The sequence below is a fragment of the Actinomyces denticolens genome, assembly GCF_002072185.1.
GTDB classification, from domain to species: Bacteria; Actinomycetota; Actinomycetes; order Actinomycetales; family Actinomycetaceae; genus Actinomyces; species Actinomyces denticolens.
The window spans coordinates 1-24,436 of record NZ_MVIW01000040.1 but is presented as its reverse complement, the minus strand read 5'-3'; the positions used below and the strand labels follow the sequence as shown (position 1 = coordinate 24,436).

Genomic DNA, 24,436 nt, shown 5'->3' with positions numbered 1-24,436 from the left:
GACGGCTTGGGGTCAGCCGACTCCGACGGCTTGGCCGACTCAGAAGGCTTAGCCGACTCGGACGGCTTGGGGTCAGCCGACTCGGACGGCTTGGCCGACTCCGAGGGCTTGGGGCCAGCCGACTCCGACGGCTTGGGGTCAGCCGACTCCGAGGGCTTGGGGTCAGCAGTCCCGGTCGGCTCGGGATCCGGCTTCGGGGTCTCGGCCGGCTTGGTGAGGGTCAGTTCCTGAGGCTCACCCAGCTTGATGAACTGCTCCTTGGTCTGGCCATCGACCACGCCGGCGGGGTCGACGTAAGCGGTCGTCGCGTAGCGCTTCTCCGCGTCGAAGTAGTAGGCCTGAACCGGGATCGGCTTGCCGTAGTAGGCCTCGACGCCACCGGCGTCCTTGAGAGCCTCCTCGGCGCTGACCGTGGCCTTGCCGTCGGCGATCTTCTCGGAGAACGCCTTGGGCAGAGCCTTCCTGGTGCCGTCGGGCAGCGTGGCGACGAAGCGGTAGTTCTTCTGGGGCTCCGTGGTGGCCTCGGAGACGGAGACGTCATTGTGGTCGCCGGACAGTGCCGCCGAGACCTTCGGGGTGGTCGGCATCGTCGTCTCGCAGACCGTGGCCGGATCCTCGTAGGTGACCTCGACAGGGCTGCCCAGCGGGACCATCTTGTCCTTGGTCTCGCCGGGGACGACCGTGTCCTTGTCCTCGTACTGGTCGGCGTACTTGCCGTCCTTGTCGAAGTAGTACAGCTTGACGGTGGCCTTCTTGCCATCGAAGGCGGTGCCGGTGAAGCCGCGCTCCTTCAGGTAGGCGTCGACGTCGAAGACGCCATTGCCAGTGGTGAAGACCGTCTTGCTGGTGCTGCTCTTGACTGCTGCGGCGCCCACGCCGTCGACGCTGACGACGATGCGGTAGTTCGCAGCGGCCGCGGTATCGAAGTCCGTCACGGTCACGAGGTTCTTCGGTGCGTGGCAGGTCGCTGTGCTCACCGTGAAGGTAGGGGCCTTCGGGCTTGCGGCGGTCGCGGTCCCGCCGGCCGCCATGGCGATCGGCGCGACGAGGGAGGAGGCGGCCATGAGGCCCACCAGGGCCGGGAGGCGGCGCCCACGAGTGGAGAATGACATGGGGAGGAGGCTTTCTGCATGAGGGAAAGGGGATGGGTGCGTGACCCGTGACTAACCCTATCCGACGGCGGTGACCGTTCTCAGAATGAGAGCCCCAAGTGATATGAAATTGATGCACCGAACCCGAGCGTTGGTTCATTCATGCTGTTCAGGATCTATTTCGACGAGTAAACCGCATGTCATCAGCCGCAAGGTGTGCTGACTGTGAAACTGCGATATCACGAAATAACCCTCACCTGGGGAGCAATCAGGAGCGGTTCATGAGGGGCCTGATGGGATCGCATTTCTGGTGACGAGATCCGAGGGCGGGGGCGAGGCTGCCACCAGAAATGCGAAGCCGTGGACGGAGGAGGGCCCGCCGTCAGGCCAACTCGGGCTGGAGCCCGAGAGTGCCCACGAGGGAGGCCCGGTAGGCCTCCGAGCCCACCCGCTCGCGCCAAGCGCGGGCCGCTTCCAGCCGCGCCTCGACGCCCAGGCGCCCCACCGGCGCCTCGTTGCCCTCCGTGGTGAGGAAGCGCGTGAGGCCCGCGATGGCATCGTCGGCCACCGCGATATCCCGGCGCGCCTTGGCGTCCACGCGCGCGGCGTACCAGTCGGAGGCCAGGATCGCCTCGCGCTCGAACAGGGCCCGGAACTCCGGGCTGGCCAGCGTCCAGCCCTCGCGCGAGGCGCCGTCGGCCATGATCTCCAGCAGGGCCCGCAGAGGCGGCACCGCCTGCTCGATCGAGCCATCGGCCACGTACTTGCGGGCCACCACCTCGTGGGTGGTGACGATGACGTCGATGGAGTCGGCGAAGACGTCCGGGTCCTGAAGCTCGGGGCGCAGCATCTCCTTGGTGAAGACCACGTCCGGGTGCAGGAAGATCCGCCCGAAGAACGTCGAGGCGAAGGCCTGGTTCATGCGGTAGCCGAGGCGGGAGGCCTGGACTGTGCGGCCCTCGTGGACGTAGTCCTCCATCCTCTCCAGGTAGCCGGCGTCGATGAGCCGGTGGGCGTCGCGCTCGGCGGGCTCCATGCGGGAGAAGATCTCCGGGACGAGCATGGAGATGTCATGCGCGACCTTCACCCTCGGGCCGATGTGGCCGGCCGAGGAGAGCCACCCGTCGTAGCCGCTGAGCGCATAGGACAGCAGCGCCGCGTTGAGGTCGTAGACCGGCGGCAGCGCGTTGAACGGGGACTTCGTCAGCGCCCCCTCGCTGCCGGCGCCCGTCGTCGACGGCGACTTGCCGGTCATCGAGGAGATGAACTCCATGAACAGCTCGGGCAGCTCCATGAAGTGCAGGGGGTTGTAGGCGCACAGCGCCGGCACGCCCGGCTCCGGCGGGTTGTTGCGCCGTCCCGCCGCCACGACATCCACGCTGTGGCGGATCGGCTCGTCCAGGGGCACCCCGGCGTAGAGATGACTGGCCAGCTCGGCCAGGCGCGCATGCTCGGGCTCCGCGACGTCCGGGCGCACCTGCAGGTATCGCGGGTTCTTCGTGGGGGCGCCGTCGACCAGCCGGGGGTCCGCGGTGGACACCCAGTAGGTCTCGTGGGCCGCGTCCGGCCCGTCCGGCAGGGCCGCCGCCCGGCGCACCAGGTCCTGCATGGGCTCGGTGAACTGGGACAGGCCCGGGGCGTCCTCCGCCATCGCGCGGGCGTCGGCCGGGGTGAGCGGCTGGAAGTTGGAGATGAACAGGCCCGTGCCGGACATGTCGGACTCCGTCTGCTTGTCGTAGCCGCGCACGATCGCGTCATCGGGGCGCTGGAAGAGCAGGCTCTCGCAGTTGGTGACGTACTTGCGGCTCAGGTCCCCGCCGATGCCCTCATCCAGTGCCGGCGCCACCGTCGAGGCGGTGATGTCGTCCTCCGTCTGCACCTTGGCGGCCGCCGCGAAGTCCGGGCGCAGGGAGAACAAGCGCCAGGCGCCGTCGTCCTCGAAGCCCACGCGCAGCATGTTGACCTTGACGGTCTCCCCATCCAGGCGCAGGGAGTTGGCCTGCCGCCCGTTCATGACCCCCACGGAGAAGTGCGAGCGCCAATCGCCGCCCCACTCCGGGCGGTAGTAGCGCTTCACCGTGAAGATGAGCTCCTTGATATGGGCGGGGATCGACTCCAGGAACGCGTTGTACTCGGGCGTGTACATCTCCGACGGCGTCAGCAGCTTGATGACACTGCCCAGACTGCGGCGCTCGGAGAGGATCGGCCGGTGGTCCGAGCTCTTGTTGGCGTCGTCGACGAAGCGATCGGTGTAGTCCCCGTCGAGGATCTCCTGGACGGCGTCGAAGTCCTTCTCCGGGTCCGCGATATAGGCCTCTCCGAACACGAAGGCGTCGAGGATCGATTTGGAGATCTCCGACTTCCCGCCGCCCGAGACCGTGGCCGGCTTGTGCAGCTGCGTGTGCCACGGGGCGGTGCCGATCATGTGCCACTGCTTGGGGTTGCCCACCGCCGCCTTGCAGTGGACCCGATAGCCCGACGGAGTCACGTAGATGCGCCCCGCCAGCAGCGGGATCGAGTGCTCGCCGGCGTCATCGGCCCACTGGATCGTGCGGGTGAGCATCGAGTAGAAGGCGCCGCCGGGCACGAGGACGACGGCGTCGTCGAGCAGGTCGCGGGCGTGCCCGGCGGGCATGAGCTCGAAGCGCCCCGGATTGGTCTCCATGACGGAGGCGATCGTGATTCCCTCGGGGGTGTGGACATCGCGGAACTCGCGGCCCAGGTCGTAGCGCGGGAAGGCGATCGCGCCACCGGCGTGCTCCTCCTCCACGCAGCCGAAGAGGTTGGCCGAGTACCCGATCTGGGTCTTGACCTCCTTCTTGCAGTAGCCGAAGTAGTTGTCCGCGATGACGGTGACGATGACGCCGCGCTCGTCGCGGGCCACGCACTTGAAGGCCTTGCCGCCGTTGTAGAGCTCGTCCTCGGCCCGGTAGCACATGCCGTCGCGGCGCTGGCGCTCCGTGGCCCCCTCCCACGAGGGCAGGCCGAGCTCCTTCTTCGTCAGGCGGGTCAGGTGCGGGGCCAGGATGACGCAGCCGGTGTGGCCGGTCCACGTGCCCGGCTCGAGGGAGGCGTCGTTCTCCGGCAGGTACGGGTCCCCGCCGTTGCCGAAGATCCCTTCGACGAAGTCGAGGTTGGACACGAGCCCGCCCGGGGCGATGAAGCGGATCTCCATGGAGCGGGCGTCGCTGAAGCCCGGCACCTCGGGCACGACGACCGGGCGCAGCAGGAGAGACACGAAGCAGTGGGCGCGCTCATCCGCGGGCCCGTCGGCCGTCCACGGCAGGGCCAGCAGGTCGGCCGGGGCGTCGATGGCGCGCTCCAGGAGGCGGCCGAAGACCTCGGCCGGCACGGCGATCTTGTCATCGGGGATGGGCAGGCCGCCCTCGGCCACGTGGAAGACGCCGGCCGTGGTGCGCCGGTCGTTGCGCGGGTTGTGCAGGACCCCCTGGAGGACGCGGTAGGACTCGACGTAATCGGAGACGAAGCGGTTCCCGTCCGCCGGCAGGGACAGGGCGCGGGCGATGCCGGGCTGGTCGAGGACGAAGGTGGACCGGGGCAGCCGGGGGCTCGTGGACGTGCCGGACAGGTAGGAGTCGAGGAAGTCCTGGATGCGGTGGTCCGCCGCGCAGTGGCGGTTGGCCAGTCGGCGGGAGAGCTCGCGCTCGCGGGCGATGATCGGGGAGACCAGTTGGTCGATCTCCGTGGAGGTGGCCCCGGTGGGGCCGGGGATGCCCAGGAGCTGGAGGCGCAGGGAGATCGCCGCCCGCATGGCGTCGGTCGGGGTGGCGAGGACGGCGGAGGGGAGCGGAGCGGATGGTGCGGCTGCGGAGTCCATGGTGCCGAGCCTAGGGGGCGCCGGCGGGGTGGTGGAGGGGCCTCTCGGCCTATTCCGCCCGGTCCGGCGGGAGGCGGACGAGTGTGACCGATGCCTGAGTGATAGGCGCCATATTGTGCTCTGGCCTGTAATGACGCCGATCAGCGGGGGCGCAGGGTCCGTCGAGCCGACGCCGGGTCATGATCCGGCCGCATTCCCCTTGCCCCGAGGGGGCACTTCCCGGCCATACTTGGGGCTGCACGATGGCTCGTTGGGCCCCCAGCCCTGAATCCCAGCGAACCGACCGGCACTGCAGGAATTGAGGAGCGCGTGACACTGAACGCGGACCCAGGAGGCAATCGTCCCCGTGGCGGCAGGCTCGCCCAGGCGGCCAGCTCCGGGAGGCAGGAGCACGGCCGACAGGCTCCCCTGAGCGGCCGTGACAGGCGCGCCGCCCGGGCCGCCAAGAAGGCCGCCAGGGCCGCTGCCGCAGGCCCGGCCCCCACGGGCCTGAGGAGGATCTTCAACTACCCCAGGCGCGGCAAGGGCCCGATCCACCGCTGGATCCCGAGCTGGCGCTTCTGCCTGGGATCCTTCCTCCTCATGACCGCGGCGGTGCTGGGCCTGTTCGTCTACGCCTACTCGACGATCAAGGTACCTGAGCCCAGCGAGTTCGCCCAGGCGCAGACGACCACCGTCTACTACTCCGACGGCACCACCCCGATGGGGCAATTCGCCGAGGTCAACCGCACTATTATCGATACCTCGACGATCCCCTCCCATGTGGGCAACGCCGTCGTCGCCTCCGAGGACCGCTCCTTCTACACCAATAGCGGTGTGGACCCGAAGGGAATCCTGCGGGCGCTGGTCAACAATGCCAGCGGCGGGGGGACCCAGGGCGCCTCCACCCTCACCCAGCAGTACATCAAGAACTACTACGTCGATACGACGAGCTCCTACACGGGCAAGTTCAAGCAGGCCATCATGGCCCTCAAGATCGACCGCTCCAAGACCAAGGCGGAGATCCTCGGCTCCTACCTCAACACGGTGTACTTCGGGCGGGCCGCCTACGGCATCGAGGCCGCCAGTCAGGCGTACTTCGGCCACCCGGCCTCCGAGATGACCTTCTCCGAATCCGCGCTCCTGGCGGGCATCCTGCCCGCGCCCAGCGCCTGGGACCCGGCGATCGACAAGGACCAGGCCACTCTCCGCTGGAAGCGCGTGCTCGACCTCATGGTGGCCGATGGGTACATCACGCAGGCGGAGCGCGACTCCGCGACCTTCCCGACGACGATCGACGTCACCGACGACGAGACCTACCAGGGACCCAACGGCTACCTCCTCCAGATGGTCCGGGAGGAGCTCACGACGACGGCGGGGCTCACCGACCAGCAGATCGACACCGGCGGGCTGTCCATCGTCACCACGATCAACAAGGGCAACCAGGACGCCGCCGTCGCCGCCGCCCAGAGCCTGCCGGAGGGCCACTCGCCCAACCTGAGGGTGGGGCTGGTCTCGATCGACGCCAGTAGCGGCGGCATCCTCTCCCTCTACGGCGGGAGCGACTACCTCACCGGCGGCCTGAACTCCTCCACCGGCGCCGTGGCCCAGGCGGGATCGACCTTCAAGCCCTTCGCGCTCGTGGCCGCCCTGGAGAACGGCGCGACCCTGGCCAACGGCTATCCGGGGACCTCGCCCATGACGATCGAGGGCACTCAGTTCGTCAACTTCGGAGACGCCCAGTTCAAGTGGGCGAGTCTTGTGACCGCCACCGCGTACTCGGTCAACACCCCCTACGTCCAGCTCAACGAGGACGTCGGACCCGAGACCACCAAGGAGGTGGCCACGCGGGCCGGCTACCCGGAGGACACGGCGGGCCTGAAGGACGCCAACCTCCAGAACGTCCTCGGCTCGGCCTCGCCGCACACGATCGACATCGCCACGGCGTACGCGACCTTCGCCTCGCAGGGGACCCGCCACCAGACGCATATCGTCGCCTCGGTCAGCGGGAAGAGCGTCTCCTACACGGCGCCCACCAATGGCGAGAAGGTCTTCTCCGACGACGTCATGGCCGACGCCACCTATGCGATGCAGCAGGTGGTCAACGAGGGATCGGGCACCACCGCGCTGCGCTTGGGCCGGCCGATCGCCGCCAAGACGGGCTCGTCCTCGGACAACAAGTCCGCCCAGTTCGTCGGCTACACCCCGCAGGTGGCCACCGCTGTCACCCTCTACCAGACCGGGCCCAACGGCGAGGAGGAGTCGATCACCCCCTGGGGCGAGTACTCCGAGATCACCGGCTCCACCTACCCGGCGGACATCTTCACCACCTACATGGAGTCCGCGCTGGACGGCCTGCCCGTCGAGCAGTTCCCCCAGCGCACGGCCGAGTCGTACACGCCGGGCTCCCTGGGCGGCGCCCAGGCTCCCGCCCCCTCGGAGGACTCCTCCCCGGCGCCCGAGCCGGAGCCCTCCGCCGCGCCGGTGGAGCCCACGCAGGAGGCGCCGACCCAGCAGGCCCCCACCCAGGACAACCAGCGCGGGTTCACGCCCGAGCCGGATCAGCAGGCCCCGGCGCTCCCACCGGGTGGCAACGGGACCGACAACCCCTGGGACCCGAACAACCAGGGCGGACGCAACGAGAAAGATCCTGGTGATAATGACCGGGAGGGTGGCCCGAACGACGGGCAGGGCGGTCGGTCGGATCCGCAGAACCGCAACGCCTACGATTGGTACCCCCATTACCGGTACGAGTACGCCTACTGAGCTCCGTCCGGCGCGTGACGGCGCCAGGCCGTCGTGGGCGTGATCGCACGGCGGGGCCCGGCCTGCGCTCCTGCACGTGTCGCACTGCACGGCCGGCGGCCCATCCCCGCCTTCCGGGCGACGGCGGCCCTGGAGTAGGCTCGTGTCCCGGCGCCCTCTGGGCGATCCCGCCCCGGCGGTGCGCCGCACGCATCAACCCTCCTGTCACGGAGAGACCGTGACCGCTTGAGACCAGAGGAGGTGGGTACCAAGCATGCGTCATTACGAGATCATGATCATCCTCGACCCCGAGACGGACGAGCGCACCATCGCGCCGTCGCTCGAGAAGCTGCTGCAGGTCGTCCCCAGCAACGGGGGCACGGTCGACAAGGTCGACGTCTGGGGCAAGCGCCGTCTCGCCTACGACATCAAGAAGCGCTCCGAGGGCTTCTACGTCGTCGTCGACATGACCACCACGCCCGAGATCGCCCAGGAGCTCGACCGCCAGCTCGGCCTCAACGAGACTGTCCTGCGCACCAAGCTCCTGCGTCCCGAGGCCTGAGCCCACCGAGGGAAGGAAGCGAAATGGCCGGCGACACCGTCATCACGATCATCGGGAACCTCACCGCGGACCCGGAGATGCGCTTCACCCCGTCGGGCGCGGCGGTCGCGTCCTTCACGATCGCGTCCACACCGCGCACCTTCAACCGGCAGACCAACGAGTGGCAGGACGCGGAGACGCTGTTCATGCGCTGCTCGATCTGGCGCGACGCCGCGGAGAACGTCGCCGAGTCCCTGACCAAGGGCATGCGCGTCATCGCCCAGGGCCGCCTCCAGCAGCGCTCCTACACCGATCGCGAGGGCGCCCAGCGCACCGTCGTGGAGATGCAGGTCGATGAGATCGGCCCCTCCCTGCGCCGCGCCAAGGCCCAGGTCACCCGCACGGGCGGTCAGGGCGGCTACGGCGGCAACCAGGGCGGTTATCAAGGCGGCCCCCAGAATCAGGGCGGTCAGGGCGGCTCCTGGAGCAACAACCAGGGCGGTCAGGGCTTCCAGGGCCAGGGCGGCCAGTCCGGCTACAACGCCCCCCGGGGCGGCGCCGCGGACGACCCGTGGGCCACGGGCGGCTCCACCTCCTTCGGTGACGAGCCCCCGTTCTGATTCCCGCGATCCAGGCGCCTCGGCCCGTTCCCACACCCACAAACCAATCTCGTATGAGCGCCGTCGGCGCTCGCAACAAGGAGTACCACTATGGCGAAGCCCCAGCTTCGTAAGCCGAAGAAGAAGGTCGGCCCCGTCAAGGCGATCAAGGTCGGCGTCATCGACTACAAGGACACCGCCACGCTGCGCAAGTTCATCTCCGACCGCGGCAAGATCCGCGCCCGCCGTGTCACCGGCGTCTCCGTCCAGGAGCAGCGCAAGATCGCCAAGGCCGTGAAGAACGCCCGCGAGATGGCCCTGCTGCCCTACACGAGCTCTGCTCGCTGAGAAGGAGGCACGGATATGACCACCAAGCTCATCCTCACCCACGACGTGGCCAACCTCGGCGCCGCCGGGGAGGTCGTGAACGTCAAGGACGGCTACGCCCGCAACTACCTGGTCCCCCGCAAGCTCGCCACGCCCTGGACCAAGGGCGCGCAGAAGCAGATCGACCAGATGGCCGAGGCCCGACGTCGTCGCAGCATCGAGTCCCTCGAGCACGCCCAGTCCGCCCGCGCCTGGCTGACTGAGAACGTCGTGACGATCACCGCCAAGGCCGGTGCCAACGGCCGCCTCTTCGGCTCCGTCACCACCGCCGAGATCGCCGATGCCGTGAAGGAGTCCGGCGGCCCCGCCATCGACCGCCGCAAGATCACCGTCGTTCCCCCGATCAAGGCCACCGGCCGTCACAACGCCTCCGTGCGCCTGCACGCCGACGTCGTCGCCCCGGTGGAGCTGTACGTCGTCGCCGCTCGCTGAGCATCGGCAGCACCGAGGGCCCGCCCGGGCAGTCCCGGGCGGGCCCCTTTCGCTGTCGGCGGCCGGGAAGTGGCGAGGTTTGAGGATTGCTCGCGATCTGGAGATACTCTGCGTGTTCTCGTCCTCCATCTCCAGGCTCCTGACCTGGGATGATGCAAGACGTAACACAATGTCAGAAAAAGGAATCCTCAAACCTCGCCACTCGCGTGGGAAGCGACCCGGGACGTGACTGAGGAGTAGGCCGGGAGCTTCGGGGCGATGATGGCCCGCATCGGCGCCTCCGTCCTCGTGCAGGACGCCGTGGTGCCCGCCATCGAGGAGGGCGGCGGGAGCGGAGGGCCCGGCGCGGCGCCGAGGTGCGAGCCGCGCCCTTAGGAGCGCCAGGCGCGGGCGCGCAGGGCAGTGGTTGCGGCCCGGGCGCCCATGAACACCCAGGCGAAGGCCAGCCAGAGCAGCTCCAGCCCGTGATCGCCGAGGTTCGACGCCGCGCCCAGGTGCCCGATCGCCACCGCCAGGGGGGCGTAGGGCAGCAGGGTCAGCACCCCTGCGCGCGCCAGGTAGCGGCCCTCGCCCGCGCCCATGAGAACGCCGTCGAGCAGGTAGACGACCCCGGCCAGCGGCATCGCCGAGGCCGTCACGAGCAGTACCGGGATCGCCAGGCCGATGACGCCCGCGTCCGAGGTGAACAGGCGCGGCAGCCATGGGGAGGCCGCCGCCATGACGGCGCCCAGGACGACACCCGTCAGCGCCCCCCAGGCCACGGTTCGGCGCACTACCGCGCCCACGGCGAGCGGAGGCGCGCCTCCGGCCGGCGGGGCGCTCGCCTCCTCGGCGGACGCGGCATCGGCCTGCCCGAGCGCCGTGCCGATCAGGGCCTGCGCCGCCACGGCCAGCGCGTCGAGGGCGAAGGCGGCGAATGTCCACAGGGAATTGACCACCTGGTGCGCCGCCAGCGGAGCCTCTCCCAGCGCCGTGGCCGCCCAGACCGTCAGCAGGATCGCCGCCCTCAATGAGACGGTGCGCACGAGCAGGGGAAGCCCCGCCCCCAGGGAGGCGCCGAGCCCCGCCCGATGGGGGCGCATCGGCACGCCCGCCGCCCGGGCCGCGCGCACGATGGGCCGCGCCAGGGCCAGGGCCATCGCCGTCTGCGCCAGAGCCGTGCCCAGGCCCGAGCCGGCGATCCCCATCCCCACGCCGTAGAGCAGCACGGCGTTGAGTCCCGCATTGAGCGCCGCCCCGGTGGTGGCCACGATGAAGGGGGTCCTGGTGTCGAGCAGCCCGCGAAGCGTGCCCGTGGAGGCGAGGACTGCGAGCATTCCCGGCAGGCCCGGTGCCGAGGCGCGCAGATAGGCGGTGGCGGCGTCGGCCACCGCCCCCCGCGCTCCCAGGGCCTCCACCAACCACGGGCCGCCCGCGCCCAGGAGGATCGCAGCGCCCGCGCCCAGGAGGAGGGCGAGCCACAGCCCGTCGATCCCCGCGCGCAGGCCCCCGGCCCGATCGCCCGCCCCGAAGAACCGCGCCGTCGTCGCGGTCGTTGCGTAGGCGAGGAAGACGAAGAGGCCCACGAGCGTGGTCAGGACCGCGGAGGCGAGCGACAGGCCCGCCAGGGATGTGGCCCCCAGGTGCCCGACCATCGCGGAGTCCACGAGCACGAGCAGGGGCTCGGCCACGAGCGCACCGAGCGCCGGCAGCGCCAGTCCCAGGATGGACCGGTCGAGGCGACGGCGCCCGGTCGGGCCCGGAGAACTCATGGATCCGTCCCGGTCAGGACTCGCGCCGAGGGGGCCGTCATCGCACTCTGGTCTGGTCACGTCATCTCCGGGGTCGTGGGGGCGTCCCAGTCTCTCACGCCCCCCGCGCAGGCCGGCGGCGCCCACCGCCCACCCCCGCCGCCGTCCGTCCCGGGCCCTCGCCGTGCTCGTGCCAATCGCGCCCGGGTGGTCCAGACCTGAAGGTGAGGATGAGGTTATTCCACAGGAAAACAGGGTTATCCACAGATTTTGTGCGGACTTTGTCGCACTTGCTTGTGGGCTTCTGAGCATGAACTCCACGTCGAGATCACGCTGGTATCTCAACGATTGCCGAGAACATGCAGGTCGTGACCCCAACTTTATCCACAGGCTGTGCGGCGCGTCGCCCCCAGGTTATCCACCGCTTTCCACAGGTGTCGGTGGTCCGCCCACAACATCCCCCCAGGGCGCGTTTGCCGCGCCTCGGGGCGGGGGCTAATGTCGCGCGCGCGCCGCCTGGCGCCGGAGGGGAGGGGAGCCATGACCGACGTCATCGACCGCGCCGCCGTGAGCACGGCGCGCGAGTCCGGCGGGCGGGGAAGGAGCGGCCAGGACGCATCCGGCCCATCGGCGACGGCCCGCTTCGATGGCGTCTTCGACCGCGTCCCCCCGCACGACGACGAGGCGGAGATGGCCGCGCTCGGTGGCATGCTCCTGAGCAAGGAGGCGATCACCGACGTCCTGGAGGTCCTGCGCGGCAACGAGTTCTATCAGCCCGCCCACGAGTCGATCTTCGACGTCATCGTCGACGTCTACAACCGCTCCATGCCGGCCGACCCCATCGTCGTGGCCGACGAGTTGGCCAAGCGCGGCGAGCTCGATCTCGTCGGCGGCGCCCCCTACCTCGCCTCCCTCATGGCGAGCGTGCCCACGGCCGCCAACGCCGCCTACTACGCGCGCATCGTCCGGGAGAAGTCCCTCATGCGGGGCCTCGTCCAGGCCGGCACCCGCATCACCCAGCTCGGCTACTCCCAGGACGCCGGGGACATCGCCGAGCTCGTCACCCTGGCCGAGGCCGAGGTCTACTCCGTGGCCCACTCCGAGGGGGAGAAGGAGGACTACGTCGCGATCTCCGAGCTCCTGGGCGAGGCCAACCTGGAGATCGAGGCCGGGCAGAGCCGCGAGCAGGGCGCCATGACGGGCGTTCCCACGGGCTTCATGGACCTCGACGAGCTCACCGGCGGCCTCCACGCCGGCCAGATGGTCATCATCGCCGCGCGCCCCGCCATGGGCAAGTCCACGCTCGCCGTCGACTTCTGCCGCTCGGCCTCCATCCACCACGGCATCCCCTCGTGCTACTTCTCCCTGGAGATGGGGCGCATGGAGCTCATGATGCGCATCCTGGCCGCCGAGTCCGGCGTCTCCATGAACAAGCTGCGCGGCTCCAACCAGATGGACGAGCGCGACTGGCAGGACGTCGCCCTGGCCTACAACCCCGTCTCCAACGCGCAGCTGTACATCGACGACTCCCCGAACCTCACCATGCCGGAGATCCGCTCCAAGGCCCTGCGCCTCAAGCAGCAGAACGGCCTCGGCCTGCTCGTCATCGACTACCTCCAGCTCATGAGCTCGGGCAAGCGGGTGGAATCCCGCCAGCAGGAGGTCAGCGAGTTCTCCCGCTCGCTCAAACTCCTCGCCAAGGAGCTCGAGATCCCGGTGATCGCCGTCGCCCAGCTCAACCGCGGCCCCGAGCAGCGCACCGGCAACAAGCCCCAGATGTCCGACCTGCGCGAGTCCGGCTCCCTGGAGCAGGATGCCGACATCATCATGCTCCTGCACCGCCCCGAGTACTACGCGATGGAGGAGCGCCCCGGGGAGGCCGACATCATCGTCGCCAAGCACCGCAACGGGCAGACCAAGACGATCCCCGTGGCCTTCCAGGGCCACCTCTCCCGCTTCTCCAACATGGCGCGCGACATCACCGCCGAGCCCGACTACGAGGGCTGACCGGCCCGGCCGCGGTCGGTCGGCCGTGAGCGCGGCCTTCTCAGTTCTCCGCCCGGCCCAGGCGCCAGTAGCCCATGAACGACACCGTGCGCCGATCCAGGCCCCGCTCCGAGACCAGGTGGCGGCGCATCTCACGCACAGCCCCCGCCTCGCCGGCCAGCCACGCGTACAGGTCCGTGCGCGACAGCGCCGCCCCGCCCCGCGCCGTGCGCGGCACCTCCCACAGGAGGTCGGCATCGACGTCGATCTCCTCCACCCGAGTGGGCAGGCCCGGCGGGCACAGCTCCGCCGCCGCCTCAACGACTGCCGCTGTCAGCAGCTCGCCGTGCGCCCGGCCCTCACGTCCCAGGAAACGCAGTTCGAAGCCCGGATGCCTCGGCAGATAGGCGCGGTCGGCCTCCCGGGGCATCTCGACGACGGCGATCCCTCTCGCGCTCGCGGGCAGCCCCTCCAGGATGCGGGCGATCGCCGGGGCCGCCGTCTCATCGCCGCCCAGCAGGAAGGCATCCGTGCGCGCCGGTGGGACGAAGTCGACGCCGCCAGTCTCGCCGTCGAAGGAGCGCCGGGGCCCCAGCAGAACGGCCCTGCTCCCGACGGCGGCCGCCTCGATCCAGCGCGCCGCGGGTCCCAGCCCGGTGCCGGGCCCGCTGGGGCCGCTGGGCGGCGCAGAGGGATGCACCACCATGTCCACGTCCACCTCCGTCGCGGCCCCGTCATGCCCGGTCCGGCGCACCGCGCGCGTCGTGTAGGTGCGGATCGGGCAGCGGTGCTCCGGCGGGCAGGCGAGCCAGGCGGCGTACCATTCCGAGCCGTCCACCAGGTGCTCGTAGCCGCCGGAGGGCGCGGGCAGGACGAGCTTGATGCGCTGGTCCCAGCCCGGGTCCGCGAAATCGGCCAGAGGGCCGCCATCCTCCTCGGGAGCCCCGGCGCCCACGAAGGTGAAACGCCGCATGGATGGCGAGACATCGCGGATTCCCGCCACCTCGACGGCGAAGAGGCCGAAGGGGGCGGCCCCGGCGCCGCTCACGCCTCCTCCCGCGCGGATGCCCGATCCCGCCCGACGTCGGCACCGACGTGGTGGCGGCCCTTGGGGATGATGAGCGGCGTGCCGGAGACCGGGTCCGGGATGACGTCCGCCTCCAGGTCGAAGACCTCGCGCACCAGCTCGCTCGAGATGATCTCCGATGGCGCTCCCGAGGCGACCACCCTCCCCCGGCGCATGGCGATGATGTGGTCCGCGTAGCGGGCCGAGAGATTGATGTCGTGCAGGACCATGACCACGGTCGTCCCGCGCTCGCGGTTGAGATCCGTGAGCAGGTCCAGCACCTCCACCTGGTGGGCGAGGTCGAGGAAGGTCGTGGGCTCGTCGAGCAGGAGCACGTCGGTGCGCTGGGCCAGGGCCATGGCGATCCACACGCGCTGGCGCTGGCCGCCGGAGAGCTCGTCGATGGAGCGATCCGCCAGGGCCTCAGTGCGGGTGGCCAGCAGCGAGGCCTCCACGATCCTCCGGTCGGCGGCGCTCGTGGCCCGGAACAGTCCCTGGTGGGGGCTGCGGCCCCGACCCACGAGATCCGCCACCGCGATGCCCTCCGGGGCGATCGGCTGCTGCGGCAGCAGGCCGAGGCGGCGGGCCAGTCGGCGGGTGGGCAGCGAGCGGATCTCCTCGCCGTCGAGCAGGACCTGTCCGCTCATGGGGGCCAGGACTCGTGCCATCGTCTTGAGCAGGGTGGACTTCCCGCAGGCGTTCGCCCCCACGATGACGGAGATGCGGCCCGACGGGATGTCGATGTCGACGCCGTCGACGACGACGCGGCCCGCGTACCCCGAGCGCAGGGCGCGGGTGGCCAGTTCGGCGGGGCGCGCGCGATCCTGCTCCTCAGGTGCGCGGGTGTTGGTGGACGGGGTCATGCGGAGGCTCCCTGGCGGTTGAGTCGCAGCAGCTGGAGGAGGAGATAGGGGGCGCCGACCACGCCGGTCACCACGCCCACCGGCAGCGTTGTGGGGAAGGCGTGCTGGCCCAACAGGTCCCCGCCGAGCACGATGATGGCGCCCATGAGTGCGGCGGGCAGGAGCAGCGTGCGATGCGTGCGCCCCACGAGACTCGCCGCGAGGGGCCCTGCGAGGAAGGACACGAAGGCGATGGGCCCGGTGGACGCGGTCGCGAAGGAGGCCAGCGCCACCATGGTGAGCACGAGTGCGAGCCTGGCGCGGCCGGTGGCCACCCCCAGGCCGACAGCGGTCTCCTCGCCCAGCGCGATCAGCGGCAGGTCCCGGCCGATGATCCCCATGATCAGCGCGCAGGCGCCCACGGCGATCGCCAGGATTCCCACCTGGTCCCAGGCGGCGTCGTTCAAGGAGCCGGACAGCCAGCGCATCGCCTTGGGCACGTCGTAGATGGCGGCCCGCAGTTGCAGGTAGGCGACGAGTGAGGACAGCATCGAGGACACGCCGATGCCGATGAGGATGAGCCGAGCGCCCTGGGTCCGGCCCGAGCCGGACAGCGCGTAGATGACGGCGGCCGTCGCCAGCCCGGCGGCGATCGCCAGGATGCTCACGGCCGACCCGGACCAGCCCAGCACGAGGATGGAGAAGACCGCCGCCGTCGAGGCCCCTGAGGTGATGCCGATGATGTCCGGGCTGGCGAGCTGATTGCGCAGCATCGTCTGCGAGGTGGTCCCGGCCATGCCGAAGGCGAGTCCCGCGAGGAGCCCGACCGTCGCGCGCGGCAGTCGCAGACGGCCCACGGAGAACGATGCCCCGGGCACGCGCTCGCCCATCATGACGCGGAGGACCTCCTCGGGGGAGTACCAGGTCCTCCCGATGAGCACGGCCGCCCACCACAGGGCGATGACGGCGATGAGCAGCGCCGCGCTCACCCCCCAGTAGCGCGCCGCGCGGGCCCGCCTGCCCCGGTCGGTGAACCCGGTGGCGATCGCGGGGGCGCTCATAGCTCGCGCACCTTGGCGCTGCGGGCGACCACGATGAGGACGGGTGCTCCCACGAAGGCGGTGATGATGCCCACCGATACCTCGGAGGGCCGGGCGATCACCCGGCCCAGGGTGTCCGCCGCCGTCAGGAGCGCGGCACCGCCGAGCGCGGACAGGGGCAGGAGCCACCGGTGATCGGGGCCCGCGAGCATCCGCACGGCGTGGGGCACCATGAGGCCGACGAAGCCGATCGGCCCGGCCAGCGCCGTCACCGCGGCGCACAGGACCACCCCCGCCCCGGCGGCCAGGAGCCGTGTCACCGGCGCGTTGACGCCCAGGCCCGTGGCCGCCTCGTCGCCGAGTGCCAGCGAGTTCAGTGGGCGCGCCATCACCAGGGCGATCCCCGCCGCCAGCGCGATGAAGGGCAGGACCACCCCGAGGGAGTCCCAGGTGCCCCTCCCCAGGCTGCCGACCTGCCAGGAGCGGAAGTCCTCGAGGCCCTGGGCGCGAGGAAGCATGATCGCGCTGATCACCGAGGACAATGCCGCCCCGGTGGCCACGCCGGCCAGGGCGAGTTTGACCGGTGTGGCGCCACCCGGTCCGAGTGAGCCGACGGCGTAGACCGCGACGGCGGTGAGCACGGCCCCCGCCATCGCCAGCCACAGGTACTGGAAGAGGGAGTGGATGCCGAGGAAGGCGATGCCGGTGACGATCGCCAGGGAGGCCCCCGTGTTGATCCCCAGGATCCCGGGGTCGGCGATGGGGTTGCGGGTGATCGCCTGCATGAGGGCGCCCGCCAGCCCCAGGGCCGCGCCCGCCGCGAGGGCAGTGGCAGTGCGCGGCAGGCGCTCGCCGACGGCGGCGGCCCCGATGGTCGAGTGATGGCCGGTGATGCCGCTGAGGATCTCGGCTGGGCTGACCACGCGCGCGCCGAGGGCTATTGAGGCGAGGACGGCCAGGGCGATCAGCGCCAGCAGCGCGACGAGTACGGCGGGCGCGGGTGATGAGGAGCGCCTCGTCCTGACCGGATCGCCCAGCGCGGGCCGGGCGGGAGGGGTCACTGGACCTTGTCGGCCGCGGCGGCGATGAGAGCCACGTAGTCCGCCAGGCCCCACGGCAGGGACAGGGGCCCGGGGTTGGTGGAGGCCGACAGCGCCGAGCCGTTGCCGACGAAGGCGATGGCCCCGTTCTTCACCGCGGGGATCGTCCCGATGAGGGCATCGGCCTGGAGCGTGGGCAGATCGGCCTCGGTGCCGTACATGACCATGATGTCGACATCGTTGACCATGTCGGCGTTCTCGGCGGACAGGTTGTAGGAGAAGGTGGTGGGGTCCGCCTCGGCCTGCTTGCGCACCGACTCCGGGATGGCCAGGCCCAGGTCCTCCATGAACGCCGTGCGCGGATCGCCCGTCGTGTAGAAGCCGATGGAGGAGGCGTCGCCGTCGCTCATGTAGAAGAAGGCGGCGTTCTTGCCGGCCAGCTGGGCGTGCTTGGCGGTCTCGGCGGCGATGGAGGACTCGAGGTCGGCGATGAGCGCCTCGCCCTCGGCCTTCTTGCCGATCGCGGTGGCGTCCATGGTGATCATCTCCCGCCACGGGGTGACCCAGGCGGCCTTGGGATAGGCGATGGTGGGCGCGATCTCGCTGAGCCGGTTGTAGTCCTCCTGGGTCATGCCGGAGTAGGCGCCCAGGATGACATCGGGTTTGGTGTCGGCGATGGCCTCGAAGGCGATGCCGTCCGTCTCGTCGAACAGGACGGGGGCCGTGGCGCCGCCGGCGACGAGCTCATCCACCCTCGCCTTGGTCCACGGCAGCATCCCGGAGCCGTCCTCGACGCCGAAGACCTGCTTGGCGATCCCCACGGGCATGATGCCCAGAGCGAGGGGGACGTCCTGGTTCGCCCAGTTGACGGTCGCGATGCGCTCCACCGAGGCGGGCAGCTCCGTGATGCCCAGGGCGTGGGTGACGGTGCCGGGGGCACTGTCGGCGGAAGAGCCACTGGCGCTCCCGCCGTCGCCCCCCTTGCCTCCGCAGGCGGCCAGGAGCGCCGACAGGGACAGTGCTGAAGTACTCGCGAGGAAGGACTTGCGGGGGATGGGCATGGGTTCCTCTTCGTCGTCGGGGGCGGTCGATCGCGGTGAGCGCCCGGAGATGGACAAGGAGAACCTTAGTAAGGGGAGGATGGCCTATGGAAGAGCGGCATGTATGGCGTGACGCATCTTCGTCGGCACGGCGGGTCATCATCCGCCGTGCGGCCCCGCCCCGGAGGGGCGGTGGGATCCCGGACCGGGCTCAGCCCTGGCGGGCGAGGTCCGCCGCCCCCACCAAACCGGCCTCCTGGCCTCCGGCGGCCAGGACGAGCGGGATCGGCGGTCGATGGGCGCCCGCGGTGAGGGCGGCCTCGAAGGCCTTCCGCGTGGGTTCCAGGAGGATGTCGCCCGCCTCGGCCAGGCCCCCGGCGATGACGATGACCTCGGGATCGAGCACGGCGCACAGGTCCGCGAGGCCCCGGCCCAGCCAGTGGGTGAGCTGGGCGTAGCACTCCAGGGCGCAAGGGTCGCCCTCGCGGGCCGCCGCGGTGACCGCCTTGCCGGAGATGTTGTTGGCGTCCCCGCCCGAGAGCTCGATGATGCGCGCGGCGTAGGCGGGGCGGAAGCGCGCCTGCTCCCAGCCGTTGACCCCCAGGGCCGTGCCGGCGGCGTAGCGCTCGAGACAGCCGTTGAGGCCGCAGCCGCAGGGCCGTCCATCCGGTACGACGTTGATGTGTCCGATCTCGGCGGCGAAGCCCCGGGCGCCGCGCAGGAGCCTGCCATCCACGATGACCGCCCCTCCCACGCCGGTGCCGATCGCCACGACCAGGGCGTTGCGCTTGCCCTGGGCGGCGCCGAAGCGCACTTCCGCCCAGCCGAAGGCATTGGCGTCGTTCTCCACGACGACCGGCATGCCCACCCGCTCGGAGATCGCGTCCGCCAGGCGCAGGCCGGTCCAGTCCAGGTTCGTGCCGTGGGCGATCGTGTTTCGGTCCTCGGCGATGAAGCCGGCCGCGCCGATGCCGACCGTCGCGCAGGCGGGGAAGTCGTTCTTGAGCTCGCGCACGACCTCGACGATCGTGTCGATGATGGCCTGGCGCTCCTTGGCGGGGGAGTCGCGGCGGATCGTGGCGAGGACCTCGCCGTCGACGCCGACGACGCCGCCCGCGATCTTCGTGCCGCCCACGTCCACGCCGATGCTCAGCGCGCCTCGTGAGTCCTGCGCCGTCCCAGTGGTCGCCTCGGTCTGATCCGCCATGTGTGCTCCTTCGCCATGCCTCGGGTGATGCGGTGCCGGGTGGGCGCGCGCCCATCGATGGGCGCGATGCCGAGGCGCGCCTATTGTGACAGGGGTCGCAGGTCTCCCGCGACCGAATGACGACGGTCCCGTGGATGCCGCGAGGGCCATGAGCGTCATGGGCGTCATGGGCGATCCCCGCCGTCGCCGGGCCCCGGTGGGGGCCACTGATCATCTCCGACTACTTCGCGGCCTGCTCGGTGATCGCGGCGCGCACCGCGTCCGCAGGGGCGAAGCCGCTGATGTAGGTGTCGTTGATCATGAGGAAGGGTGTTCCCGTCACTCCGATCTCGTAGGCATGATCCTTGGCCTGGGTCACCGACAGGACGGTGGCGTCAGCGGTCATGTCCGCCTTGAACCTCTCGATATCCTGCACTCCGGCGCTCTGGGCGAGGGCCGTGAGGCTGTCCTGGGTGTACTCGGGGTGGCCGGTGGGATCGGCGGCCGCGTAGACGGCGTCGTGGAACTCCCAGAAGCGGCCCTGGTTCCCGGCGGCGATCCCGGCCTGCGCGGCCAGCGGCGAGGAGGCGGTGATCTGCGCGAGATCGCGCCACTCGATCCGCAGCGTGCCATTGTCGATGAGGTCCTGCAGCCCGGGGCCGGTCTCCTGGGCGAACTTCGTGCAGTACGGGCAGGCGAAGTCGGAGAAGATCGTCATCACGACCGGCGCGTCCGCGCTCCCCTTGGCGCGGGCGTCGTTCGGGTCGCGCTTGGGCTCGTTGCGCAGGATCTGCAACTGCTCAGGGCTGAGGGAGGGAACGGCGGCCGCCCCCTGGGCGGGGCTGGGCGCGGGGCCGGAGGGCGTCGCCTCCGCCGTGGCGGACGGGGCCGAGGCCGATCCGCCCGTGCTCCTCAGGATGAGGATCCCGGCGATCGTGGCCAGGAGGAGGGCGATGATGATGAGCAGGATGACCACGGCCTGGTTGTTCCGCCGGACCGGCGGCGCCCCGTCCGAAGCGGGGCTGATGGGCGCGTTCGGCCCTGTGGGGGCGGCGGTGGGCTCGGGCGAGTGGGTCATGCCCGCAGTCTGGCAGACAGCGGGAGCCCGGAGTCGCTTCTCCACCCCATCGCGACGGATCCGCGATGCTCCTCAGCCGGGGAGCCAGGCGCCCAGCGCCATGCCCGCCGCTCCCGAGGCCAGGCAGATGGTCATCATGCCCAGGCCGTGGGCCGCGGCGGCCCTCCAGCGCCCGAGTGCGGCGAGCCGCGCGCCCTCCACGCTCGCCGTGGAGAAGGTCGAATAACCGCCCAGGAGGCCTGTGCCGAGGACGCGGGCCAGGCTCGCTGCGCCCGCCGTCGCCTCCGCTTGCGCCCAGCCGGTGAGGATACCCAGGAGCAGGCAGGCCGTGGTGTTGACGACGATCGTCCCCACCGGCACCGGCGGCCCGCCGACGGCCCCGTGGGCCTCGCCGGAGGACCCGTCGGCAGGACCGGCCTGCCCGTGGCGGGATGAGGCGGCCGTCTTCCCGGCCGCAGCCCTGGCCGCCGCGGCGGTCACGCGGCCGTCGACGAGGTGGCGGGCGATGGCCCCCGCGCCTCCGGCCAGGGCCATGAGGAGCCAGATCCATGCCCCGCTCATGCCGACTCCGGGCGCGCGGTACCGGCTCCGGCGCCGTCGGTGGTATCAGCGCGATGCGCCCGCTCCAGGAGCCCAGACAGCCGCAGCCCGAGGCCTGCGAGCGCCAGGCCCGCGATGAGGGAGCCCAGGAGGTACACGACCCCCAGGGCCGCGCGCCCCCGGCCGATGAGGTGAAGCGTCTCGCCGATCAGCGTCGAGTAGGTGGTGAGCGCCCCCATGAGTCCTGTGCCCACCCCCAGGCGGATGAGCCGGTGCCCGCCCGTCCGGCAGCCGGGCGCCGCCGACCAGCCCAGGATGAGGCCCAGGAGGAGTGCGCCTGCGAGGTTCGCCGTCGCCGTCGCCCAGGGGAGCCCCGACGGCGAGGAGCCGATGAGCTCGGCGAGACCGGCCCGCAGCGAGGTGCCGACGGCTCCGCCGAGGCCCACCACCCCCAAGGCGGGCCAGTCGGGGACGGGGGAGGGGCGCATGTCAGCGGCTGCCGACGAGCTGGGCGACCTGAAGATCGTCCTCGTTGAAGATGAGGATGTAGTCGCGGCCGGTACGGCCCTCGATCCAGGCCGCGGCGTCCCGGGGGGCATTGCCGCCCCACGCCGATGATCGGGCGTCGATGACCACGTACTGCGGCGCCTCGCTGCCCGTGCCCACCCAGGCGACATCCGCCCGCGGGACCAGGTAGGCCATGAGGGACAGGTCCGTCTCCACGGTCGAGCCCTCGGGGATGAGGTTGTGGACCGCCTCCACGGAGGCCATGCGCTCCGGTGCCCTGCCGAAGCCCCGATCATTCATCTGCCACAGGGGCAGGTCCGAGGCGGTGACGGCACCCAGGACCATCGGAGCGGCCAGGCCGAGCAGCGCCAGCCATCGGGCCCACAGCGGTACCTCCAGCCAGCCCGCGCCCTCCGGCCTGCGCGAGCGCCGCCGCTTGAGAGCGGCGACGACGTCGAGGAGCGCCCCCACGGCCACAGGGATGAGCACGGCGTTGTAATGCCAGTTCCTCCATTCCCAGTAGAAGGCCACCGAGCCCAGGAACCGCCAGGCCAGGGTCGGCGCCACTACGGCGATCCACGGTGATCCCAGCCCGATGCCGCCGGCGGTGAGCGCCAGCACGACCAGGGTCTGGATCTTGACCTCCGGGGAGAACAGGCGGGTGATCAGGTCCTGGTGGGCTCCGCCGTCGGCACCCGATCCGATGGAGTAGGCCCACGTGCCCCCCGGGTTGAGCATCGGCAGGAGCACCGTGGTGGTCAGGAAGAACATGACGACGCCGAAGGCGGCGAGCACGAGCCCGAGCTGCCAGGTGGTGAGGCGCCCGATCGGGTGGGCCAGGTGGCCCCGTCTCAGTTCGCCCAGGCCCCGCACGGCCACGGCCAGGCCGATCATGAGGACCGTCAGGCCCAGGTCCTCCTTGACCAGGACCAGCGGTGCGGACCAGCAGGCCACGGCCAGCCACCTGCGCTCGACGAAGGCCGCCGAGGCGAAGGCCAGCATGGGAACCGCGAAGGCGATCTCGTGGAACTGCGCGGCCACCGCGCCCTGGAATCCCCAGCTCAGCACGTAGGTGAGGCCCAGCGCGAGCGCGACAATCGGGTGGGTCAGGCGCTGGGCCAGGCGCACGATGGGCCACGCGGAGACCGCCAGGAGGATGTCCTGGACGATGAGGAGGGTCAGGCCCGAGGGGAACAGCGCCCACAGGGGGCCGAGCAGCACGAGGATGGGGTGGAAGTGGTCGCCCAGGAGGTTGTAGCCCGGCCCCTTGATCGGGACGATCGGCGCGTCCAGGTGGGAGTAGGCCTTCGCCGCCTCGGAGAAGATGCCCAGGTCCCAGCTCGGGACGGTCATCGCCCTCCACTGGCCCACGGAGTACGCGATGAGGACCCAGGCGCCGATGAGGACGGTGAGCGCGGCGGGCAGAAGATCGCGCAGATCTCGGAGGGAACGCGGCGGGGTCAGGCGGAAGGGCGGCACCTCCTCCGCCTCCGGGGCGATCGCTCGGGCAGTCCCGGCGCTCTCCTCCGGCCCCCTCGCATCGGGCGGCAGGTACTGGCCCTGCGGCAACGGGGGCATGGGCTGGGCGGCCGGCAGAGGCGGGATCGGATACGCGGCGGCTCCATCCTGGGGAGGAACGGCGTCGTCGGGGCTGGGCACTGGACTCATCGCGGACGAGCCTAATGCTCGAAACACCCCTCGGCGTAGGCTGCCCCAGTCACACCCACCCCTGAGGAGACACAGATGACTGCCAACACGGGCGAGCACGATCTAGACGAGATCGTCGAGCGCGGCGAGCACCTCCAGCGCCGCCTCACCAATCGACACATCCAGCTCATCGCCATCGGCGGGGCGATCGGAACCGGCCTCTTCATGGGCTCCGGCAAGACGATCTCCCTGGCCGGCCCCGGCGTGCTGCTCGTGTACGCGATCATCGGAGGCTTCCTCTTCCTGGTCATGCGGGCCCTCGGCGAGGTCCTGCTGTCCAACCTGGAGTACAAGTCCTTCGCCGACGTCGCCCATGACCTCATCGGCCCCTGGGCGGGCTTCTTCACCGGGTGGACCTACTACTTCTGCTGGCTCGTGACCGCCATCGCGGAGGTCATCGCCATCACCCAGTACGCGCAGCACTGGTGGCCCACCGTGCCCCTGTGGCTGCCCGCCACCCTCACCGTCGCCCTGCTGCTGTCCCTCAACCTGACCACGGTCAGGGCCTTCGGCGAGATCGAGTTCTGGTTCTCCATCATCAAGATCGTGGCGATCATCGCGCTCGTCCTCGTCGGCATCGTCCTGGTCGCCATCGGCTTCACAGCGCCCAATGGCGCCGTCGCCTCCCTGAGGAACCTGGGGGACCCGGGCGACTCGATCGGCAGTCTCTTCCCCAACGGCTTCTCCGGCTTCACCGGCGCCTTCCAGATCGCCGTCTTCGCCTTCGTGGGCACCGAGCTCATCGGGACCGCCGCTGCGGAGGCCAAGGACCCGGAGGTCACCCTCCCCAAGGCGATCAACGCCATCCCGGTGCGCATCCTCCTGTTCTACCTGGGCGCGCTCGCCGCGATCATGATGGTCACCCCCTGGCAGGAGGTCACCGAGTCCAGTCCGTTCGTGGCCATGTTCTCCCTGGCCGGATTCGGCCTCGCGGCGTCGATGGTGAACTTCGTCGTCCTCACCGCCGCGGCGTCGAGCGCGAACTCCGGCATGTACTCCACCTCCCGGATGCTCTACGGCCTGTCCTGGTCCGGTAATGGCCCCGCCGTCTTCAAGCGCCTG

At 70.7% G+C, this 24,436-nt stretch carries 19 protein-coding genes and 1 pseudogene; 7 read left to right on the top strand and 13 right to left on the bottom strand.

Annotated elements, in window-relative coordinates:
- Together B1H55_RS10355 and B1H55_RS10350 are read right to left on the bottom strand one after the other, a co-directional pair.
- A pseudogene (locus B1H55_RS10355) lies at nt 1-1,112 on the bottom strand (hypothetical protein); the annotation flags it as partial.
- A gap of 361 nt (nt 1,113-1,473) precedes the next feature.
- Complete coding sequence (locus B1H55_RS10350; protein ID WP_077240979.1) at nt 1,474-4,863, bottom strand: PPi-type phosphoenolpyruvate carboxykinase family protein; 3,390 nt, start codon at nt 4,861-4,863, stop codon at nt 1,474-1,476.
- 375 nt (nt 4,864-5,238) lie between these two features.
- Between B1H55_RS10350 and B1H55_RS10345 the strand changes: the two genes are divergently transcribed.
- From B1H55_RS10345 to rplI, 5 genes are all read left to right on the top strand, one after another.
- Nucleotides 5,239-7,674, top strand: a complete 2,436-nt coding sequence (locus tag B1H55_RS10345; protein WP_077240818.1) for a transglycosylase domain-containing protein — start codon at nt 5,239-5,241, stop codon at nt 7,672-7,674.
- A gap of 253 nt (nt 7,675-7,927) precedes the next feature.
- Nucleotides 7,928-8,215: a 30S ribosomal protein S6 gene (rpsF, locus tag B1H55_RS10340; RefSeq protein WP_017177877.1), complete on the top strand. Its 288-nt coding sequence runs from the start codon at nt 7,928-7,930 to the stop codon at nt 8,213-8,215.
- Between the two features lie 23 nt (nt 8,216-8,238).
- Nucleotides 8,239-8,814: a single-stranded DNA-binding protein gene (locus B1H55_RS10335; RefSeq protein WP_077240819.1), complete on the top strand. Its 576-nt coding sequence runs from the start codon at nt 8,239-8,241 to the stop codon at nt 8,812-8,814.
- A 90-nt stretch (nt 8,815-8,904) separates the two neighbouring features.
- A complete protein-coding gene (rpsR, locus tag B1H55_RS10330) occupies nt 8,905-9,141 on the top strand; it encodes a 30S ribosomal protein S18 (RefSeq protein ID WP_017177879.1) in 237 nt (78 codons plus the stop codon).
- 15 nt (nt 9,142-9,156) lie between these two features.
- The gene (gene rplI, locus B1H55_RS10325) at nt 9,157-9,612 is read left to right on the top strand and encodes a 50S ribosomal protein L9 (protein ID WP_073454457.1); all 456 of its coding nucleotides are present in this window, start codon (nt 9,157-9,159) and stop codon (nt 9,610-9,612) included.
- A gap of 371 nt (nt 9,613-9,983) precedes the next feature.
- Here the strand turns inward: rplI and B1H55_RS10320 are convergent, their stop codons facing one another.
- Nucleotides 9,984-11,363 (bottom strand): MATE family efflux transporter, encoded by a 1,380-nt coding sequence (locus tag B1H55_RS10320; protein WP_080461723.1) that lies wholly within the window; start codon nt 11,361-11,363, stop codon nt 9,984-9,986.
- A gap of 519 nt (nt 11,364-11,882) precedes the next feature.
- Here B1H55_RS10320 and dnaB point away from each other — a divergent pair.
- Complete coding sequence (gene dnaB, locus B1H55_RS10315; RefSeq protein WP_073454461.1) at nt 11,883-13,349, top strand: replicative DNA helicase; 1,467 nt, start codon at nt 11,883-11,885, stop codon at nt 13,347-13,349.
- A 40-nt stretch (nt 13,350-13,389) separates the two neighbouring features.
- Here dnaB and B1H55_RS10310 read toward each other — a convergent pair whose 3' ends face one another.
- The 10 genes from B1H55_RS10310 to B1H55_RS10265 all read right to left on the bottom strand — a co-directional run bounded on the left by B1H55_RS10310 (nt 13,390) and on the right by B1H55_RS10265 (nt 23,335).
- Nucleotides 13,390-14,376, bottom strand: a complete 987-nt coding sequence (locus B1H55_RS10310) for a siderophore-interacting protein (protein WP_231952665.1) — start codon at nt 14,374-14,376, stop codon at nt 13,390-13,392.
- Complete coding sequence (locus tag B1H55_RS10305) at nt 14,373-15,257, bottom strand: ABC transporter ATP-binding protein (protein ID WP_077240820.1); 885 nt, start codon at nt 15,255-15,257, stop codon at nt 14,373-14,375. The genes B1H55_RS10310 and B1H55_RS10305 overlap by 4 nt, the downstream gene beginning before the upstream one ends.
- On the bottom strand, nt 15,254-16,297 hold the full coding sequence (locus B1H55_RS10300) for a FecCD family ABC transporter permease (protein ID WP_077240821.1): 1,044 nt from the start codon (nt 16,295-16,297) through the stop codon (nt 15,254-15,256). The genes B1H55_RS10305 and B1H55_RS10300 overlap by 4 nt, the downstream gene beginning before the upstream one ends.
- Complete coding sequence (locus B1H55_RS10295; protein ID WP_231952663.1) at nt 16,294-17,337, bottom strand: FecCD family ABC transporter permease; 1,044 nt, start codon at nt 17,335-17,337, stop codon at nt 16,294-16,296. Before B1H55_RS10295 ends, B1H55_RS10300 begins: the two co-directional genes overlap by 4 nt.
- Complete coding sequence (locus B1H55_RS10290) at nt 17,334-18,377, bottom strand: iron-siderophore ABC transporter substrate-binding protein (RefSeq protein WP_172575563.1); 1,044 nt, start codon at nt 18,375-18,377, stop codon at nt 17,334-17,336. The genes B1H55_RS10295 and B1H55_RS10290 overlap by 4 nt, the downstream gene beginning before the upstream one ends.
- A 190-nt stretch (nt 18,378-18,567) precedes the next feature.
- Entirely contained in the window at nt 18,568-19,563 is a 996-nt protein-coding gene (locus B1H55_RS10285) for an ROK family protein (RefSeq protein ID WP_073454469.1), read from the bottom strand.
- Nucleotides 19,564-19,783: 220 nt separating this feature from the next.
- A complete protein-coding gene (locus B1H55_RS10280) occupies nt 19,784-20,620 on the bottom strand; it encodes a DsbA family protein (RefSeq protein WP_077240983.1) in 837 nt (278 codons plus the stop codon).
- Between the two features lie 72 nt (nt 20,621-20,692).
- A complete protein-coding gene (locus tag B1H55_RS10275) occupies nt 20,693-21,181 on the bottom strand; it encodes a fluoride efflux transporter FluC (RefSeq protein ID WP_077240822.1) in 489 nt (162 codons plus the stop codon).
- Nucleotides 21,178-21,648 (bottom strand): fluoride efflux transporter FluC, encoded by a 471-nt coding sequence (locus tag B1H55_RS10270; protein WP_073454473.1) that lies wholly within the window; start codon nt 21,646-21,648, stop codon nt 21,178-21,180. The genes B1H55_RS10275 and B1H55_RS10270 overlap by 4 nt, the downstream gene beginning before the upstream one ends.
- Before the next feature lies 1 nt (nt 21,649).
- Nucleotides 21,650-23,335: a DUF2079 domain-containing protein gene (locus tag B1H55_RS10265; protein ID WP_231952661.1), complete on the bottom strand. Its 1,686-nt coding sequence runs from the start codon at nt 23,333-23,335 to the stop codon at nt 21,650-21,652.
- 75 nt (nt 23,336-23,410) lie between these two features.
- On the opposite strand from B1H55_RS10265, the gene B1H55_RS10260 reads away from it, so the two are divergent.
- Nucleotides 23,411-24,436: amino acid permease (locus B1H55_RS10260; protein ID WP_080461722.1), on the top strand; the 1,026-nt coding region annotated here is incomplete at its 3' end.

Excerpts from the sequence above, each read along its gene's own strand:
- B1H55_RS10265 (WP_231952661.1), bottom strand. The coding sequence starts at position 23,335 with ATGAGTCCAGTGCCCAGCCCCGACGACGCCGTTCCTCCCCAGGATGGA.
- B1H55_RS10320 (WP_080461723.1), bottom strand. The coding sequence starts at position 11,363 with ATGAGTTCTCCGGGCCCGACCGGGCGCCGTCGCCTCGACCGGTCCATC.
- dnaB (WP_073454461.1), top strand. The coding sequence starts at position 11,883 with ATGACCGACGTCATCGACCGCGCCGCCGTGAGCACGGCGCGCGAGTCC.
- rplI (WP_073454457.1), top strand. The coding sequence starts at position 9,157 with ATGACCACCAAGCTCATCCTCACCCACGACGTGGCCAACCTCGGCGCC.
- rpsF (WP_017177877.1), top strand. The coding sequence starts at position 7,928 with ATGCGTCATTACGAGATCATGATCATCCTCGACCCCGAGACGGACGAG.
- B1H55_RS10305 (WP_077240820.1), bottom strand. The coding sequence starts at position 15,257 with ATGACCCCGTCCACCAACACCCGCGCACCTGAGGAGCAGGATCGCGCG.
- B1H55_RS10290 (WP_172575563.1), bottom strand. The coding sequence starts at position 18,377 with ATGCCCATCCCCCGCAAGTCCTTCCTCGCGAGTACTTCAGCACTGTCC.
- B1H55_RS10280 (WP_077240983.1), bottom strand. The coding sequence starts at position 20,620 with ATGACCCACTCGCCCGAGCCCACCGCCGCCCCCACAGGGCCGAACGCG.
- B1H55_RS10275 (WP_077240822.1), bottom strand. The coding sequence starts at position 21,181 with ATGAGCGGGGCATGGATCTGGCTCCTCATGGCCCTGGCCGGAGGCGCG.
- B1H55_RS10350 (WP_077240979.1), bottom strand. The coding sequence starts at position 4,863 with ATGCGGGCGGCGATCTCCCTGCGCCTCCAGCTCCTGGGCATCCCCGGC.
- B1H55_RS10285 (WP_073454469.1), bottom strand. The coding sequence starts at position 19,563 with ATGGCGGATCAGACCGAGGCGACCACTGGGACGGCGCAGGACTCACGA.
- B1H55_RS10300 (WP_077240821.1), bottom strand. The coding sequence starts at position 16,297 with ATGAGCGCCCCCGCGATCGCCACCGGGTTCACCGACCGGGGCAGGCGG.
- rpsR (WP_017177879.1), top strand. The coding sequence starts at position 8,905 with ATGGCGAAGCCCCAGCTTCGTAAGCCGAAGAAGAAGGTCGGCCCCGTC.
- B1H55_RS10335 (WP_077240819.1), top strand. The coding sequence starts at position 8,239 with ATGGCCGGCGACACCGTCATCACGATCATCGGGAACCTCACCGCGGAC.
- B1H55_RS10270 (WP_073454473.1), bottom strand. The coding sequence starts at position 21,648 with ATGCGCCCCTCCCCCGTCCCCGACTGGCCCGCCTTGGGGGTGGTGGGC.